This is a genomic window from Microbispora rosea (assembly GCF_900156315.1).
In the GTDB taxonomy this organism is placed as follows: Bacteria; Actinomycetota; Actinomycetes; order Streptosporangiales; family Streptosporangiaceae; genus Microbispora; species Microbispora rosea.
Genome location: NZ_FTNI01000007.1, coordinates 250,763 through 267,131, shown reverse-complemented (window position 1 = coordinate 267,131; position 16,369 = coordinate 250,763). Strand labels below are relative to the sequence as shown.

Here is a 16,369-nt window from a genome sequence, read left to right as displayed (position 1 = left end):
CGGGCCCATGGCCGTCCCGTCGCCTGCCGCCTCCCGTCCGAGGCGGCTTCTGCCAGAATGCTCCCCACTGCCCCCCTCTCATGGAGATCCGCATGGCCACGCCTCAGGTGCGTCCCGGGCTCACACACGAACGCGTCGGCGTCTTCACCGACGCGATCTTCGCGATCGCCATCACGCTGCTCGCCCTGGAACTCCCCCGTCCGGAGGGCGAGGACTTCCAGCGACTGGGGGCGTTCTTCGGCGACCATTTCGGCTCCTTCATGGCCTTCGCCATCGCCTTTCTCATGCTCTGGTTCGCCTGGCGGGCCCATCACACCCTGTTCGACCAGATCGAGCGGGTGTCCCAGTCGATGCTCCTGCTGCACATCCCGCTGCTGTTCTTCGTGGCCGTCCTGCCGTACACGACGTCGCTCTTCGGCGAGACCAACGCCAGCCACCTGCCGGCCGAGGCGGACGGCAGGGCCCTGGCGACCGGCCTGTTCGCCGGCAACGAAGCCATCCTGCTGCTCGCCCAGGGGGCGCTGTTCACCATGGTGCTGGCGCAGCGCCTGCACCAGCCGGACGCCGACCTGCGACGTCTGCGCGGCAACGCCAGGATCTACGTGGCCATCGGGATCTACTGGCTGCTGACCGCCGCGGTGAGCGCGTGGGCGGTCGCCGCGGTGCCCTTCCTGTGGCTGGCGACCCCGCTCGTCGCCGCCGGCACGCTCCGGGTGCTCAGGATGAGGCGGTGAAGCCGCGCAAGACGTCCGCGATCTCGTCGACCTCGGTGAGCTTTCCCGACGCCACCGCGATCACCAGGTCGTAGGCCGAGTCGTCGTCCGTGTCCACCTCCACGCCGTTGTAGGCGAGGAAGACCACGGTGGAGACCCAGGCCACCCGCTTGTTCCCGTCGATGAGGGGGTGGTTGATCGCCAGTGAGTGCAGCAGCGCGGCTGCCTTCGCCAGAAGGCCGGGGTATGCCTCCTGGTCGAACATTCTCGCCTGCGGCCGGTGGACGGCCGAGTCGAGCAGGCCGAGATCCCGGAATCGGGGTGTGCCCTCAACGGCCAGTTCGGCCAGATCCAGAACCTGCTCGACCGAGAGGTGGCCGGTCACTGGGCGAGGCGGTCGAGCACCGGCTTCCAGCGTCGCACCGCCTCGACACCGAGGCGGTGCACCTCCTCGTCGGCGGTGTGCCGGGCGAGGTACTCCTCCACCGCGGCGACGACGATCTGCTGCATGCTCCGGCCTTCCTTCTCGGCGCGCCGCCGGAGGGCCTCGGTCTGCTCGTCGGTCAGGCGAAGCGTCATGGCCATGCCTCCATCCTATGGTCTGGTATCACGCTGGTACCATCCGCCGGAAGCAGGCGGGCGATGACGCTGGGTGATCAAACCCGATCGCCGCTGAGGCGGCGCAGACGGGTCACCGCCTCCTCGATGACCTCGTCCCGCTTGCAGAAGGCGAACCGCAGGTAGTGACGGCCCCGTTCGGGGTGGTCGTAGAAGACCTGGGTCGGGATGGCCACCACCCCCGCCAGCTCGGGCAGCCGCCGGGCCAGCTCCAGACCGTCGTCGAAGCCGAGCGGCCGTATGTCGGTCTGCACGAAATAGGTGCCCGCCGACCTGAGCACGTCGAAGCCGGCCTCCGCCAGGCCCGTCACGAGGCGGTCCCGCTTGGCCTGCAGGGCCGCCCGCTGGGCCGCGACCCACTCCATCTCCTCACGCAGGGCGTACGCGACCGCGGTCTGCCAGGGAGCGTTCGCGGTGAAGGTGAGGAACTGCTTGACCGCCTGCACCGCGCCCGCGAGCGGCGCCGGAGCGCACACCCAGCCGGTCTTCCAGCCGGTGACGCTGAAGGTCTTGCCCGCGGAGGAGATCATGACCGTTCGCTCGCGCATGCCGGGCAGCGTGGCGAGCGGCACGTGCTCGACGCCGTCGAAGGCGAGATGCTCGTAGACCTCGTCGGTCACCGCGATCAGGTCGTGCTCCAGACAGACCCGGGCGACGCACTCAAGCTCCTCGCGGGTGAACACGGTCCCGGTCGGGTTGTGCGGCGAGTTGACCAGGATCACCCGGGTGCGGGGCGTGATCGCGGCCTCCAGCTCGGCCGGGTCGAAGGTGAACCGCCCCGCGTCGACGCGCAGCGTGACCGCCCTGCGCACAGCCCCCGCGAGCGCGACGGCCGCGGCGTACGAGTCGTAGTAGGGCTCGAAGACGACCACCTCGTCGCCCGGTTCGCAGAGCGCGAGGATCGCCGCGGCGATGGCCTCGGTGGCGCCGACGGTGACGAGGACCTCCCCGTCGGGGTCGTAGGCGAGGCCGTACCACTGCTTGCGGTGCTCGGCGACCGCCTGCCTCAGCTCGGGAAGGCCCGGTCCCGGCGGATACTGGTTGAGGCCGCTCCGCACGGCGTCGACCGCACGCTCCAGCATGCGCTCCGGCCCGTCCGTGTCGGGGAAACCCTGGCCCAGGTTTATCGAGCCCGTGTCCACGGCCAGCTTCGTCATCGTGGCGAACACGGTCGTGCCGAACTCCCGCATCCGCCGCACCAGCGGCTCTCTCACATCGTCAGCCTATCTGAAACCTTCTATATGTAAGTCCCGCAATCCTTGACAGCAGAATGCAGTCGTCAGGGCGACCGCCTTCCGGTCCGCATGGTGACTCACCAGAGCGTTAGCCATACACGGAATCCCGCCCCCGCGCCTTCCCGCCGCGGGTGGCCAAGAACTGCGCCAACATGTCGTTGAAGGAGCTGCCGGAGGCCGACGAGACGAGCAATTCATTCGCATCTTCATTTGATCCGACTATTTGACTTGCCCCCTATCGCCGGAGGCCGGCTCCGCGCTCCGCCGCCGGCGCCACAGGATTTATAGACTTTCGCATCCCCGTCGACGTGGTCACAGACGCTTCCTGCGAGTGGTGTGTCAAGCAGGCGGTGGAACCGCCTCGAAGAGAGCGTCCGAAGGAGCCGGTCCTGCCACGTCGCCGGACCTCTTGGGTTCTGACTACATCGGTCATCGCTGTCGTCCTGCTGCCGACGACGACCAACGTCGCCTCAAACGCTCTTCCCGATTCGTGGCGATCGAGCCTTGGCCGGCATGGCCCATCTGCATACTTCTTGCGATTCCCGTTCTGGTGATGGAGCTGCGCACTCGACATGAAGCTTCTACCGACATGCATCTTTTCGGGTGAACGCTCAGACATGGAATATTCCGGCACCCGTCAAGGAATTCAGCAACCGCAGGGCGGAGTTTCACAGGATCGGCACGACAGTGATGCGAGGAAGCGGTCGAGCGATTGTATGAACGCAGCTCGCCCTCGCTTACGCGAACCGCCGGCGCTCGTCCCTCTCTTTTGGGTAACGGGTGGCCGATAGAGCAGACCTTCACGTGGAAGGGGGCCGATCCGGCTGCCGGGCGTCCCGTGGAGCAGGAACACCGGTCTGCCTCCATGGATCTTTCCCCGCTGCGCGACCGCGAGGCGCCGCTCGCGATCCGCCGACCACACCCCGTCCGTCAACGCCGGGCCCTCCGTGTCGATCGTCGAAGGATCTCAGGCCCACGATCCTCCGAACCGTTGTGGTGCGAAAGGGCCCGGCGGCCTCGGAACGGCAGCACCTGTCACCGGGCGGCCCCTGGAGCGCTCCCTTTTGGCGGGTTATTTTCGATAAAGGCACGTGCCACCCAGCGAAGGACGAGGATTTATGGCCTTTCCCGCGAGCTACGTGGTGCGTGCGGTATTCGCGGGCCTTGCGGTGGCCGCACTGGTGACCGGATATATAGGCCTGCACACATATGCGAAAACGCTGGATCTGCCGTCCGCTCCCCTCGACCTCCTCTACTGGGACCTGCAACTGTTCGTATTCGACTCCGCGCCGCTCGACGAGCCGAAACCGCTTCCGGCCATGCTGGAGTTCGCCCGTTTCGCCGCACCCGGCGTGACGATCTACACCCTCGTCGACGGAGCCCGCCTGCTTTTCGCCGCCGAACTGCGCCGGTTCCGGGCGCGCAGGTCGAAGGAGCACGTGGTCGTGTGCGGCACGGGGTCGCCGGCCCTGGCCCTGGTGGAACGGCTGCGCGCGACGAGCACGCGGATCGTGATGATCGGCTCGGCTCCGGTGGCCACCGCCGGCGATCGCCGGGTGCTCTACATCAGGGGCGACGCGCGCAGCCCCGGCACCCTCCGGGCCGCCGGTATCCATCGGGCCGCCGTCCTGTACGCCTGCGAGCCGGACAGCTCGGTCAACACGGCGATCGCCCTGGCGGCGCACGGCGTGGCCAGAGCCGGCGGCAGGCGGCCCCTGTCGGCGTACGCGCTGATCTCCGATCCCGACCTGTGCGCCGCCCTGCGGGCCCGCCGGCTGAGTCTTCCCGGCAGGCCCCGGCTGCGCCTCGACTTCTTCAATCTGGACGAGCTCGCCGCCCGGGTGCTCCTGGACCGGCACCCGATCGTGAACGAGCAGCCCGTCGTCGTCATCGGGCTCGACGCCTTCGGCCGCAGCCTGCTGGTCGAGATGGCGCGCAGGCGGCGGCTGATCCCCGCGCCGTACCCGCTGCCCGTGACGGTCATCGACGCCGACGCCGCGCGGACCGTCGAGGCCGTGTGCCGCAGATTCGAGTTCGTGACCGAGGTGTGCGCGCTGACCACGCACGACGCGCCGCCCGGCGACCTGCCGCTGGGAGAGCTGCTGCCGTCCGAGCCGCCCCAGCGGGTGTTCGTGTGCCATGGTGACCAGGACCTCGCGCTCAAGACCGCGCTCACCTCGCTGCGCCTGTGGAACTGCGGGCCGGGGTCGCTCGTGGTGCGGGTCGAGGAGGCCGGCACCTTCAGCCGGGCCTTCGAGGACGTCCACCTCCTGGAGGGGCTGTCCGGCGCCCTGCGCGTCTTCGCGGTCAACGAGGAGGCCGGCGATCCGCGGCTCATCGGGGAGGACCTGGTGGAGACGCTCGCCCGGGCGATCCACGAGAGCTACGTCGCGGAGAACACCGCGCGCCGCCACGTGCGGGCGACCAACCCGTCGCTGGTGCCGTGGGAGAGCCTGCCGTCACATCTGCGGGCGGCGAACCGGCGGCAGGCCGAGGACATCGGCCGCAAGCTGACGAGCATCGGCTGCGCCCTCGCTCCCCGTGTGGAGCCCGAGCTGCATTTCGCCTTCAAGGACTACGAGATCGAGCAACTTGCGATGATGGAGCACGAACGGTGGCTGCGGGACCTGGTCGCCGACGAATGGACCCGCGGCCCGGTCCGCGACGACGAGAACAGGAGACACCCCGACCTGGACAGCTGGGACAACATCTCGGACGCCGCGAAGGAGAAGGACCGCGACACCGTGCGCAACCTGCCGCGCATCCTGGCCACCGCCGGTTTCCAGATCGTGCGGGTCGGTTGAGCGAGTGAGGGGGGTGCCCACGATCGCGTTCACCGGCCACCGGGGCCTGCCCAGGGACACGGCGGTCCGGGTCCGCCGCGCCCTGCGTGCCGTCCTCGCCGGCCGGGATCGGCCGCTGGTGGGCCTGTCCTGCCTGGCCGAGGGGGCGGACCAGCTCTTCGCCCGGGAGGTGCTGCGGGCCGGCGGCGAGCTGGACGTGATCGTGCCCGCCGCCGGATATCGGGAGAGCCTGCCGCGTGCGGCCCGGGCGGGATACGACGACCTGCTGACGCTGGCGCGGCACGTGCACAGGATGCCGTTCGAACGGCCGGAGCCGGTGGCGTACATGGCCGCCTCGGTCTTCATGCTGGAGCGGGCGGACGAGTTGCTCGCCGTCTGGGACGGGTTGCCGGCACGCGGGTTCGGCGGCACGGCCGACGTCGTCGCGCACGCCCGCGAGCAGGAGATGCGGGTGCTGGTGCTCTGGCCGCCCGGCTCTCGAAGGGACTGACGGGAAGGGACTGCGGGTGAACGTCACGGGGGGCAGGATCCGGCGGGTCGACGCGCTGCGCGGGTTCGCGGTGTGCGGGATCATGCTGGTCAACGCCTGGCAGCAGAGGGTGCGGCACGGGCCGACCTCGCTGGACTGGGTGATGGTGAACCTGTTCCAGAGCCGCTTCTACCCGATGTTCGCGTTCCTGTTCGGGTTGTCCTTCGCGCTGTTCCTGCGCTCGGCACGGCTGCGCACGCGGCGTCCGCGCCTCGTCATGCTGCGGCGCCTGGCCGTGCTCGCGGCGCTGGGCGCGGCGCACATCCTGATCGACCCCGGCGAGGTGCTGCTGCCGTACGCGCTGCTGGGGGTGGCCGTCCTGCTTCCGGCGAGCCTGCTGCCCCGGGCGGCCGTGCTGCTGGTGGGCTGCGGCGTCCTGGTCGCCTCCGTGCTCGACCCCCATCCGTACGTGCTGATCACCGCGCTGTTCCTGCTCGGCCTGGCGGCCGCCCCGGATGCGGAGGCGAGGAGGGCGACCGGGCGTCTTGCCGGGGCCGACGGCCTGGGCAGCGGGCCGTTACTCGGCGCCGTGTGCGCGACGGCGGCCCTGCTCGCGGCCGGGCTGACCTGGTGGTGGAACCACGCGCCGCCCGGCGGCGGGGTCTACCAGGCGGCGGCGCTGTGCGGCGCGGCGGCGTACGCGACGGCGTTCCTGCTGGTGGCCCGTCATACGACGGTGTTCGAGGCGCTGGGCCGGATGACGCTGACCAACTACGTGACGGGCACGACGGTGATCGTGGTGGCGATGCCGCTTCTGGAGGCCGACCGGACGGGGGCCGCCGTCGTGGTGCTCGCCGTCGTCACCGTCGCCGCGCAGGCGGTCTTCTGCAGGTGGTGGCTCGCCCGGCACCGGTACGGCCCGCTGGAGTGGGTGTGGCGCACGCTCACGTGGTGGGGCACCTCCCGGGGCACCTGGTGGGGCACCTGGTCGGGCATGCCGGCGACCGGGCAGACTGTGATCCGTGACCCGTGTAGCGCTGTGCCAGATCCCCGTCGCCCACGACCCGGAGACCAACCTCTCGACAGTCCGTGACGCCCTCGCACGGGCGCGGGGGGCGGATCTCGCCGTGTTTCCCGAGGCGACGCTCTCCCGGTTCGGTCCGGGGATCCTCGAGACGGCCCAGCCCCTCGACGGTCCGTTCGTCACCGGCCTGGCCGAGGCCGCGCGCGAGCACGGCACGGCCGTCATCGCCGGTGTCTTCGAGCCCGCCGCGGACGGCAGGGTCTGGAACACGGCCGTCGCCCTGCGGGAGGACGGCTCGCTCGCCGCGGCCTACCGCAAGATTCACCTGTTCGACTCCTTCGGCGCGAAGGAGTCGAAGCTGGTCGCGCCGGGGGACGCGCCGGAGGTCGTGGAGCTGGCCGGGCTCAGGATCGGCCTGATCACCTGTTACGACGTCCGCTTCCCCGAACTGGCCCGCGCGCTTGTCGACCGAGGCGCGGACACCTTCGCCGTGATCGCCGCCTGGGGCTCGGGCCCGCTGAAGGAGGACCATTGGACGACCCTGGTCAGGGCCAGGGCCATCGAGAACACCACCTGGACCATCGCGGTCGGTCAAGCACCTAATCCCGCCATACCGGACGGGTTCGGTGTCGGGCGCAGCATGCTCGTCGACCCGATGGGCGTCGCCCGGCATGACCTGGGCACGGGCCCCGGCGTGCTGATCGCGGAGATCGACACGGCGTGGACCGAGACCGCGCGCGCCACCCTCCCCTCGCTCGAACACCGCCGGCTCGGAGTCGGCAGATCGTAAACTTGGCCCCATGAGCGAGCCGGGACGCAGGACGCGGATGCAGAAGGTGGTTCCGCCGCGGCTGCTCGTGCCGTACCTGTCGGGGCGTCGCACGATCATCTCCGGTTACGTCTACCGGGTGCAGGACTGCGACCGTCTCACCACTCCCGCCGCGCTCGTCGAGGCCCTCGACCTGTGCTTCGACGGATCGGAGCTGACGCCGGACGTGCCCGAGCTGTACATCATGCGCTGGGACGCGCGGGACATCGACACCTACGTCGTCCCGTACGGCCCGCACATGGGCGGTGATTGGAGCGATGCACCGCCCTTCACGGGGAACGGCTTCACCGCCTCGCGCGAGCAGGTGGTGCCGCAGTTCCACACGATGCCCATGCCGATCCCCGCGGGCGCGGAGATCGTCCATCTCACCGGGGGCGGGGAGCGTCCGTTCGCCGGGTACGACGGCCTGACCTGGCGGCCGGCGCGATGAGCGAGATCGAGCCGGTCGGCCTGGGATTCGTCGCCCGCTACCGCGAGCGGGACTACGCCGCCGCGGTCGGGCCCGGCGGCGACGACGTGGTGCTGTTCAGCGAGACGCCGCAGGAGGGGTTCACCGCCGCGGGCGGCTACTGGCGGCTGCGGGTGAGCCGGGCCGTGCTGGATCGGCTGACCCTGCTGCGTACGGTCGGGGCGTTCGGCGGCGAGCCGTGCCTCGTGCTGGACGAGGACGACGGCGGCGACGGCGGGGAGGGCGGCCTGCACATCGCCTACACCGGCCACGACGGCCTGAAGGCCGAGGCGCTCGGCTACTGGCTGGTGGACCACGGCGCCTACGAGGTGGTCGTGCCCCGCGACGAGGTCCACGCGATCCGGGTGGAGCGCGTGCCGGTACCGCTCACCGCTGACCGGCCGGACGGTCACGAGCCGAGCGACCGGTAGCGGGCGAGGCGGGCCGCCGTCCGCTCCGCCGCCGGGCGGTCCAGCAGGCACGCGATCTCGTGTTCGAGCGTGCGGCCGACCCTGCGGCAGAACTCCTCCGGCTCGTACGCCGCGTCCGGCCGTTCCGGCACGATCCTGTCCACGATGCCGTTCCGCCGCAGGTCGGCGGCGCGTACGCCCTGGGCGGCGGCGATCTCCGGGGCGAAGTCGACGGTCCGGTAGAGCAACGCCGACGCGCCCTCCGGTGGGAGCGGCGACAGCCAGGCGTGCTGCGCGCAGACGACCCGGTCGGCCGGCAGCAGGGCCAGCGCGCCACCGCCCGCGCCCTCCCCCAGCAGCACGCACACGGTCGGCGCGTCGAGCATGACGAGGTCGGCCAGGCAGCGGGCGATCTCGGCGGCCAGGCCGCCTTCCTCGGCCGCCTTCGACAACTCCGCCCCGCGAGTGTCGACGACCGTGACCAGCGGCAGGCGCAGTTCGGCGGCAAGGCGCATGCCACGCCTGGCGACCCGCAGCCCGGCCGGGCCGAGCGTGCTGCCCGCCCGCTCGCGCCGCCGGTCCTGGCCGAGGACCACGGCGGGCGCGGCGCCGAATCTGGCCAGCGCCAGCAGCAGGCGGGAATCGCGCTGCCCCGTGCCGGTGCCCTGCAGCGGAGTCACGTCCCGTGCGCCGAATTCGAGCAGGTCGCGCACTCCGGGGCGATCGTCGCGGCGCGAGCGGGTGATGGCCTCCCACGCCGGTACGGGTTCGGCCGCCTCCTCGGGTTCCCGGCCCGGCTCCAGCCCCTCGCGCGGGGCGCAGAGCACATCCAGCGCCCGGATGGCCATCGTCCGCGCGTCCTCGGCCGAGACCACGGCGTCGACCAGCCCGTGGGCGTACAGGTTCTCCGCGACCTGGACTCCCTGGGGGAACGGGTAGCCGTGCAGCGACTCGAACACCCGTGGCCCGAGGAAGCCGATGAGCGCGCCGGGCTCCGCGGCCGTCACGTGCCCGAGCGAGCCCCACGAAGCAAGCACCCCGCCCGTCGTGGGATGGCGCAGGTAGACGACGTACGGCAGTCCGGCGGCGCGGTGGGTGGCGACCGCCGCGGTGATCTTCACCATCTGGGTGAAGGCCAGCGCGCCCTCCTGCATGCGGGTGCCGCCGCTGGCGGGGGCGGCGAGCAGCGGCAGGCGCTCGGCGGTGGCCCGCTCGACGGCCCGGACGAGCCGCTCGGTCGCCGCCACCCCGATCGAGCCGGCCAGGAAGGAGAACTCGCAGGCGACGACGGCCACCCGGCGTCCGTCCAGCGTGCCCTCGCCGGTGACGACCGACTCGTCGTAGCCCGTTGTGGCCCGGACGCGGGCGAGTTCGGCGGCGTACGCCGACCCTGGCTCGGCCCGGTCCCGCGGGGGCTCGTCCCACGACTTCCACGAGTGCGGGTCGAGCATCCGCGCGATCAGCGACCGCGCGTCCGGCCTGGCCGCGTCGCCTTCGTTCATGGCGACCGCCGCTCCCGTTCGGCCAGCCAGTCGAGCACGGCGTCGTTGTCCTGGCCCAGGGCGGGGGGCGCCGCGTGCCCCTCGCCGGTCGCCGATGTCCCCGGCTGATCGCCGCGGTCGAAGCGGAGCGCCGGGCCGGGCAGTTCGATAGGGCCGAGCACGGGATGGTCGACGGTGACGATCAGGCCCTGCGACCGGACCTGCTCCCAGGCGTACACCTCGTCGATCGACCGGATCGCGCCCGCGGGCACGCCGATCTCCCGCAGCGCCGCCAGCCAGTGCTCGCGGTCGTGTGCCGCCAGCGCCTTCTCCATCTCGGCGATCAGCTCTTCCCGATGAGCGAACCTATGCCTGTTTGTCGCATATTTCGGCATTTCGGGATCAATGTCCAGTAGCTGGGCGACCTTGCGCCACTGCCCGTCGTTGGCGACCGCGATCTGGATCATGCCGTCGGCGCAACGGAAGGCGCCGTACGGGGCGATGGAGGCGTGATGGTTGCCGCCCGCCTTCGGCACCGTGCCGCCGACGGTCCAGGCGGTGCCGTGGTAGGAGTGCACACCGACCACCGACGCCAGCAGGGACGTCCTGACGACCGTCCCGCGACCCGTGCGCTCGCGCTCGTACAGGGCCGCGACCACACCGTACGCGCCGTGGATGCCCGCGAGCAGGTCGGCGATCGAGGCCCCGACCCGGTAGGGCTCGTCGGGCGAGGGCCCGGTCAGCGACATCAGCCCGGCCTCCCCCTGGGCGATCTGGTCGTATCCCGGCCGTCCGCCCTCGGGACCGTCGTGGCCGAACCCGGTGATGGACAGGATCACCAGTCGGGGGTTGAGCGCGTGCAGGCGCTGGATGGAGAATCCGAGGCGGTCGAGCACGCCGGTGCGGAAGTTCTCCACCAGCACGTCGCTCTGCCGTACGAGCCGCTCGATCAGGTCGCGGCCCTCCGCGGACTTCATGTCCACCGTGATCGACCGCTTGTTGCGGTTGGCCGCGAGGAAGTACGTGGATATGTCGTGCTCCGGGCCGACGAAGGTGCCCCATCCGCGCGACTCGTCTCCCGACGGGTGCTCCACCTTGATCACATGGGCGCCCAGGTCGCCGAGCATCTGCGCGCAGTGCGGCCCGGCGAGGGCCCGGGACAGATCAAGGACGACGATGCCGCTGAGAGGTCCCTGCACGGCCAGCCTCCACGGGGGTCGCTAAGGAGAACGTCCTTCGGTCTCCACTGGCAAGCCTGCCAAATCACCCCGCCGGAGTGACAGCCCGATCCGCGCTCCCGGCCGCCCGTACGGCACGGCCCCTCCGAACCGGGAACGCCGGGTAGATCCGCCGCGTCAGTGGTGCGTGCGGTGGCCGCGCCACTGGTCCATCAGCCGGCGCAGCCGCTGCCGGTTCTCCGGGTCGCGCGCCATGGTCTTGGCCTTGTCGACGTTCTCGCGACCCTTGGGAGTCTGCAGGTATTCCCTGATGCGCTGGACGATAGATGCCATTTGTAACTCACCATCCCGTTTGTGCCATTACTGAACGGCTACCCGCGCACGCCGCCGCCAATCACCGCACCGGTGGCGGAGCGCCGGGGCCGCGACACGGTGAAGCCGGGACGAGCGGCGCGTCAGAGGGTGTCCACCTCCGCGTGCGAGAGGCCGCCGGAGAGTGCGGGGTATCCCGGGCCGCGGTCGAAGAAGGCGGCGGGACGTGTCTCCCGCAGGCGCCCCCGCAGGCGCTCGGTCGCCTCCACGTCGACGACGACCTCGTCGGCCGCCCCGGCCTCGTGTGACACGGACAGCACGACGCCGTAGTCCTCACGCGCGCCCTCGGGCGAGACCTTCCCGTCGCGGACGTCGGCGGCCACCTTCTCGGCCGGCCGGTCGTACGGCGAGCCCCAGCCGCCCCCGCCGGTCGTGCGGATGCGGATGACCTGCCCGGCGCGTACGGGGAAGTCGTCGACCAGGCCCTCCATCTCCACCCCGTCCACGGTGACCTGGAAGCGACGGCCCGCCCGGCCGCCGTTGACTCCCCAGCACGACAGGATCGAGCGGTCGGCGATCGACATGAAGGAGGCGTCCCGCAGCATCCGGATGTGCTTGTCGTAGCCGAGGCCCCCGCGGAACTCCCCCGGCCCGCCGCTGTCCACGGCCAGGCCCAGCCGCTCGACCCGGAACGGCCAGCGTGCCTCGGCGAACTCCACCGGGATGTTGCGGCTGTCGGGCACCACGTGGATGGTGTCCTCCCCGTCGGCGTACCAGCGCCCGCCCGAGCCGCCGCCGAGCACCTCTCGCATGAGGTAGGGCCCGTCGTCCGACTCGCCGTACACGCCGGTGTAGCGGATGGTCTCCTGGTCGGCGGGCATGCGGCCGCCGGTCGCCTTGGCCAGCACGCCCGCCAGCACGCCGAGCAGGCGCAGGATCACGAACGTACGGGCGTTGGTGGGCGCGGGGAAGATCGGCGTCAGCAGGGTGCCCTTCTCCGGGAAGACCATCTTGATCAGCGGGACGACGCCCTCGTTGACGTCGAGCTCGGCCATCCGCTCGGGGGTGTCGGCGAGGTTGCGCAGGATCGGCGCCAGCCACTTCTTCAGGAAGACGCCGTCGGCGTAGTCGCCGGCGTGGTTGATCGGCCCCTTGGCCTGCGGCGAGGTCCCGGTGAAGTCGATGGTCAGGGGCGTGTCCGCCGCGTGGTCGACGGTGAGCGTGATCCGCTGGGTGTGCAGGCGCGGCTCGTCCACGCCGTCGTGCTCGGCGTAGTCCTCCCAGACGTGCACACCCTCGGGGATCTTCGCGAGCAGCTCGCGGCGGAACGTCTCGGTCGTCTTGCCGATGATCGCGTCGAAGCACGCCTCGACCGCCTCCCGGCCGTACCGGTCGAACAGCTCGCCGAGCCGCCGGGCGCCCATGAGGCAGGCCGAGCACTCCGCGTCGAGGTCCCCGGCCAGCGAGTCGGGCATCCGGGAGTTGCGCGTCATGATGGTGAGCGCGGCGCGGTTGGGCACGCCCTGGTCCCACAGCTTGATCGGCGGGACCATCAGGCCCTCTTCGAACGCGCTGCGCGCGTGCGACGGCATCGAGCCCGGCACGGCGCCGCCGATGTCGTCGTGGTGGCCGAACGCCTGGACGAACGCGACGACGTCTCCGTCGTGGAAGACCGGCACCGTCACGCAGAGGTCGGGCAGGTGGCCGATGCCCCCCTCGGACAGGTAGACGTCGTTGTGGAAGAACACGTCGCCCGGGCGCATCGCGTCCACCGGGAAGTCGCGGACGACCGGCTGCACCAGCGCCGAGTAGGACCGCCCGGTCAGCTTGCGCAGCCGCACGTCGTGGATGCCCGCACGGAAGTCATGGGCGTCGCGGATCATCGGCGAGCGGGCGGTGCGGGCGATCGCGGTCTCCACCTCCATCTCCACGGAGGCGAGCGTTCCCTCCACGATCTCCACGAGCACGGGGTCGACGGTCCTATCGGTCATCGCTCACCACCACGAGGTTGCCGTAGTCGTCCATGGTCGCCGTGAAGCCGGGATGCACCGGCAGGGTCGAGCCGTACTCCTCGATCACGGCCGGGCCGCGCACCACGGCCCCCGCGCCGAGGTCGGCCCTGCGGTAGATCACGGTCCGGCCCCACCGCTCGTAGTAGACGTCGCGGGTGGCGACCGGGCTCGGCTCGTCCTCCTGGAGGGGCCTGCGCGCGATCTTCGGCCGGGTGATCGGGCCGATGCCCGACACCCGGAGGTTGACCCACTCGACGGCGTGGCGGTGGTCGTCGCGGTAGCCGTACCCGTAGAGCCTCTCGTGCTCGGCGTGGAACCGCTCGGCGACCACGGCGAGCCACTCCGCGTCCACCGGGCCGTCGGGGGCGGGCACCCGCACCTCGTACGCCTGGCCGTAGTAGCGCAGGTCGGCGCTGCGCGCGTACACGTGCCGGGCGAATCCCTCCCGGTCGAGCGCGGCGGCGGCCTGAGCCTCCAGATCGGCGAGGATCCCGGCGACCACCTCGGGCGAGGGGTCGCGGGCGACGTGCGTGCGGACGTAGTCGTTCTTCACGTCCACGGTGAGCAGGCCGAACGCGGACACGTTCCCGGGGTCGGGCGGGACGATCGCGGCCGGCAGCCCGAGGATGTCGATGAGACGGCAGGCCAGCAGCGGCCCCGAGCCGCCGAAGGCGACCATCGGGAAGTCCCGCACGTCGAGGCCGCGCTGGACCGTGATCTGCCTGATCGCGTTCGACTGGTTGAACGCGCTGATCTCCAGGATCCCGGTGGCGCAGCGTTCCGGGCTCAGCTCCAGACGGTTCGCCAGCGCCTCGACGCCCGCCCGCGCGGCGGCGACGTCGAGGGGGATCTCGCCGCCGAGCAGATGCGGGGGCACCCGGCCGAGGAAGACGTGCGCGTCGGTCACCGTCACCTCGGTGCCGCCCCTGCCGTAGCAGATCGGCCCGGGGTCCGCGCCCGCCGACTTCGGGCCGACCTTCAGCGTCCCCTCGGGGGACGTCCAGGCGATCGACCCGCCGCCCGCCCCGACCGTGACGATGTCGATCATCGGGATCTTGCACGGGTAGCGGCCGATGCTGCCCTCGGTCGTCAGCGACGGCTCCCCGTCCACCACGACGGCCACGTCGGTCGAGGTGCCGCCGCCGTCGAGGGTGATGACGCTCGGGTGCCCGGCGGTGCCCGCGATCAGCGCCGCGCCGAGCGCCCCCGCCGCCGGACCGGACAGCACGGTCGTGATCGGCTGGTGCACCACCTCGGCCGCCGACAGCACCCCGCCGTTGCTCTTCATGACCGAGAACGGCCGGCCCAGCCGCTCCGACAGGTTGTCGATGTACCGCCGCATGATCGGCTTGACCGCCGCGTCCACCAGCGTGGTCACCGACCGCTCGTACTCCCGGTATTCCCGCAGCACGTCGCTCGACAGCGACACGACCGCCTCGGGGTGCTCGCGCTCCAGCACCTCGCGCATCCGCCGTTCGTGCTCCGGATTGGCGTAGGAGTGCAGGAAACACACCCCGATCGCGGTGACGCCCCGCACCCTGAACCACCGCGCGGCGTCCGCGGCCCGCTCCTCGTCGAACGGCCGGACCTCACGGCCGAGGTGGTCGAGCCGTCCCCCGACGGTCCGCACCCGGTGGACGGGCACGATCCGCGGCGGCTTGACCCAGAAGTAGGAGTTGCCGTACCCGTCCGGCACGCTCTGCCGGGCGATCTCCAGGACGAACTCGAAGCCCTCCGTGGTGATGAAGCCCAGGTGCGACGTGCCGTCCGGGCGGTCCTCCAGCAACTGGTTGGTGGCGACGGTGGTGCCGTGGACGAGTGCCGACACGGCGTCGAGGGCGCGGGACCCCGCGTGGGCCTCGAGCACCTTGTGAACGCCTGCCATGAACCCGTCGGCCGGGTTGGCAGGAGTCGAGGGAGTCTTGGTCGTGACGATCTGGCCGGACTCCTCGTCGACGAGCACGACGTCGGTGAAGGTGCCGCCTGTGTCGACCCCGATGCGGACGCTGGACATGCTCCGTGTTTACCGATCGCCGCCGATCGGAAGAACCGGCGCACTCTGCCGAAGAATCGCCGTCCTGTCGTCAGACCCTGCCCGGACCGGCGGCTTACACGGCGCAGGTGCCGTCGCCGCAGTCCTCGCCGTCCGGCACGCGTACGGCCCTCTCCTGGGCCGTGCGCTCCTCGACCTCCCGCAGGGCGGCCACGAGCGTCTCGACGGGCTGCGCGCCCGAGACGGCGAACTTCTCCTCGAACAGGAACAGCGGTACGGCCTGGACGCCGAGCGCGCGGGCGCGGGCCAGCTCGGCGCGCACCTCCTCCGCTCCCTCACCCGTGTCCTCGACCCCCATCTCTTCGGCCAGGGCGGCCAGCGTGGCGGGGTCGCCGACGTCGAGGCCGTCGGTGAAGTGCGCCTGGAAGAGCCGGTCGGCCATGTCCGCCTCGCGCCCCGCGCGGCCGGCCAGCCGGATCAGCCGGTGCGCCTCGAAGGTGTTGGCGGCGATCGCCCGGTCGAAGCGGATCTCCAGCCCGTCCTGCGCCGCCACGCCCGTGACGTGACCGGTCATCTGCGCCACCCGGGCGGCGCCGCCGAACTTGCGCTCCAGCGCTCCCAGCAGCGGCTCACCGCCGGAGACCCCGTCCGGGTCGAGCTGGAACGGGCGATGGGCGACCTCGACGGCCCCCTCATAGAGTCGCACGGCCTGACGGAGACGGTGGTGACCGATGTAGCACCAGGGACACACGACATCGGAGAAGATCTCGACTTTCACGACTTGTCCCAACCAGCGGCACCGACGGCCGATTCCCCCAGGCGCGGGTGGGATCCGCGGTCTTG

General features: G+C 71.3%; 16 protein-coding genes. 7 read left to right on the top strand and 9 right to left on the bottom strand.

Going from position 1 to position 16,369, the window contains the following annotated elements; all coding sequences use genetic code 11:
- Window positions 1–92: 92 nt before the first annotated feature.
- A complete protein-coding gene (locus BXA11_RS13105; RefSeq protein ID WP_051761134.1) occupies window positions 93–734 on the top strand; it encodes a TMEM175 family protein in 642 nt (213 codons plus the stop codon).
- On the opposite strand, the gene BXA11_RS13100 is transcribed toward BXA11_RS13105, so the two are convergent.
- The 3 genes from BXA11_RS13100 to BXA11_RS13090 all read right to left on the bottom strand — a co-directional run bounded on the left by BXA11_RS13100 (window position 718) and on the right by BXA11_RS13090 (window position 2,545).
- The gene (locus BXA11_RS13100) at window positions 718–1,098 is read right to left on the bottom strand and encodes a type II toxin-antitoxin system death-on-curing family toxin (protein ID WP_076434729.1); all 381 of its coding nucleotides are present in this window, start codon (window positions 1,096–1,098) and stop codon (window positions 718–720) included. The two genes, BXA11_RS13105 and BXA11_RS13100, sit on opposite strands and share 17 nt — an antisense overlap.
- Window positions 1,095–1,298, bottom strand: coding sequence for a ribbon-helix-helix protein, CopG family (locus BXA11_RS13095; protein WP_076434728.1), 204 nt, complete (start codon window positions 1,296–1,298; stop codon window positions 1,095–1,097). Before BXA11_RS13095 ends, BXA11_RS13100 begins: the two co-directional genes overlap by 4 nt.
- Window positions 1,299–1,369: 71 nt before the next feature.
- Window positions 1,370–2,545, bottom strand: coding sequence for a pyridoxal phosphate-dependent aminotransferase (locus tag BXA11_RS13090; RefSeq protein ID WP_076434727.1), 1,176 nt, complete (start codon window positions 2,543–2,545; stop codon window positions 1,370–1,372).
- 1,139 nt (window positions 2,546–3,684) lie between these two features.
- Here BXA11_RS13090 and BXA11_RS13080 point away from each other — a divergent pair.
- The 6 genes from BXA11_RS13080 to BXA11_RS13055 are packed head-to-tail and all read left to right on the top strand — an operon-like array spanning window position 3,685 to window position 8,571.
- Complete coding sequence (locus BXA11_RS13080; protein WP_076434725.1) at window positions 3,685–5,370, top strand: RyR domain-containing protein; 1,686 nt, start codon at window positions 3,685–3,687, stop codon at window positions 5,368–5,370.
- A gap of 13 nt (window positions 5,371–5,383) precedes the next feature.
- Window positions 5,384–5,860 (top strand): hypothetical protein, encoded by a 477-nt coding sequence (locus tag BXA11_RS13075; RefSeq protein ID WP_076434724.1) that lies wholly within the window; start codon window positions 5,384–5,386, stop codon window positions 5,858–5,860.
- 16 nt (window positions 5,861–5,876) lie between these two features.
- Window positions 5,877–6,932 carry a DUF418 domain-containing protein gene (locus BXA11_RS13070; RefSeq protein ID WP_076434723.1) on the top strand — a complete coding sequence of 352 codons (1,056 nt, stop codon included), beginning with the start codon at window positions 5,877–5,879 and terminating at the stop codon, window positions 6,930–6,932.
- Complete coding sequence (locus BXA11_RS13065; RefSeq protein ID WP_076434722.1) at window positions 6,862–7,653, top strand: carbon-nitrogen hydrolase family protein; 792 nt, start codon at window positions 6,862–6,864, stop codon at window positions 7,651–7,653. The genes BXA11_RS13070 and BXA11_RS13065 overlap by 71 nt, the downstream gene beginning before the upstream one ends.
- A gap of 10 nt (window positions 7,654–7,663) precedes the next feature.
- Window positions 7,664–8,122 (top strand): hypothetical protein, encoded by a 459-nt coding sequence (locus BXA11_RS13060; RefSeq protein WP_076434721.1) that lies wholly within the window; start codon window positions 7,664–7,666, stop codon window positions 8,120–8,122.
- The gene (locus BXA11_RS13055) at window positions 8,119–8,571 is read left to right on the top strand and encodes a hypothetical protein (RefSeq protein WP_030505359.1); all 453 of its coding nucleotides are present in this window, start codon (window positions 8,119–8,121) and stop codon (window positions 8,569–8,571) included. The genes BXA11_RS13060 and BXA11_RS13055 overlap by 4 nt, the downstream gene beginning before the upstream one ends.
- On the opposite strand, the gene BXA11_RS13050 is transcribed toward BXA11_RS13055, so the two are convergent.
- The 6 genes from BXA11_RS13050 to BXA11_RS13030 all read right to left on the bottom strand — a co-directional run bounded on the left by BXA11_RS13050 (window position 8,550) and on the right by BXA11_RS13030 (window position 16,304).
- Window positions 8,550–10,052, bottom strand: coding sequence for a carboxyl transferase domain-containing protein (locus BXA11_RS13050; protein ID WP_076434720.1), 1,503 nt, complete (start codon window positions 10,050–10,052; stop codon window positions 8,550–8,552). The two genes, BXA11_RS13055 and BXA11_RS13050, sit on opposite strands and share 22 nt — an antisense overlap.
- The gene (locus tag BXA11_RS13045) at window positions 10,049–11,230 is read right to left on the bottom strand and encodes a CaiB/BaiF CoA transferase family protein (RefSeq protein WP_076434719.1); all 1,182 of its coding nucleotides are present in this window, start codon (window positions 11,228–11,230) and stop codon (window positions 10,049–10,051) included. The genes BXA11_RS13050 and BXA11_RS13045 overlap by 4 nt, the downstream gene beginning before the upstream one ends.
- 156 nt (window positions 11,231–11,386) lie before the next feature.
- Window positions 11,387–11,542 (bottom strand): hypothetical protein, encoded by a 156-nt coding sequence (locus BXA11_RS43100; protein WP_156080693.1) that lies wholly within the window; start codon window positions 11,540–11,542, stop codon window positions 11,387–11,389.
- Window positions 11,543–11,664: 122 nt separating this feature from the next.
- The gene (locus tag BXA11_RS13040; RefSeq protein WP_076434718.1) at window positions 11,665–13,512 is read right to left on the bottom strand and encodes a hydantoinase B/oxoprolinase family protein; all 1,848 of its coding nucleotides are present in this window, start codon (window positions 13,510–13,512) and stop codon (window positions 11,665–11,667) included.
- The gene (locus BXA11_RS13035) at window positions 13,502–15,547 is read right to left on the bottom strand and encodes a hydantoinase/oxoprolinase family protein (protein WP_076434717.1); all 2,046 of its coding nucleotides are present in this window, start codon (window positions 15,545–15,547) and stop codon (window positions 13,502–13,504) included. The genes BXA11_RS13040 and BXA11_RS13035 overlap by 11 nt, the downstream gene beginning before the upstream one ends.
- A gap of 94 nt (window positions 15,548–15,641) precedes the next feature.
- Complete coding sequence (locus BXA11_RS13030) at window positions 15,642–16,304, bottom strand: DsbA family oxidoreductase (RefSeq protein WP_076434716.1); 663 nt, start codon at window positions 16,302–16,304, stop codon at window positions 15,642–15,644.
- Window positions 16,305–16,369: the final 65 nt, after the last annotated feature.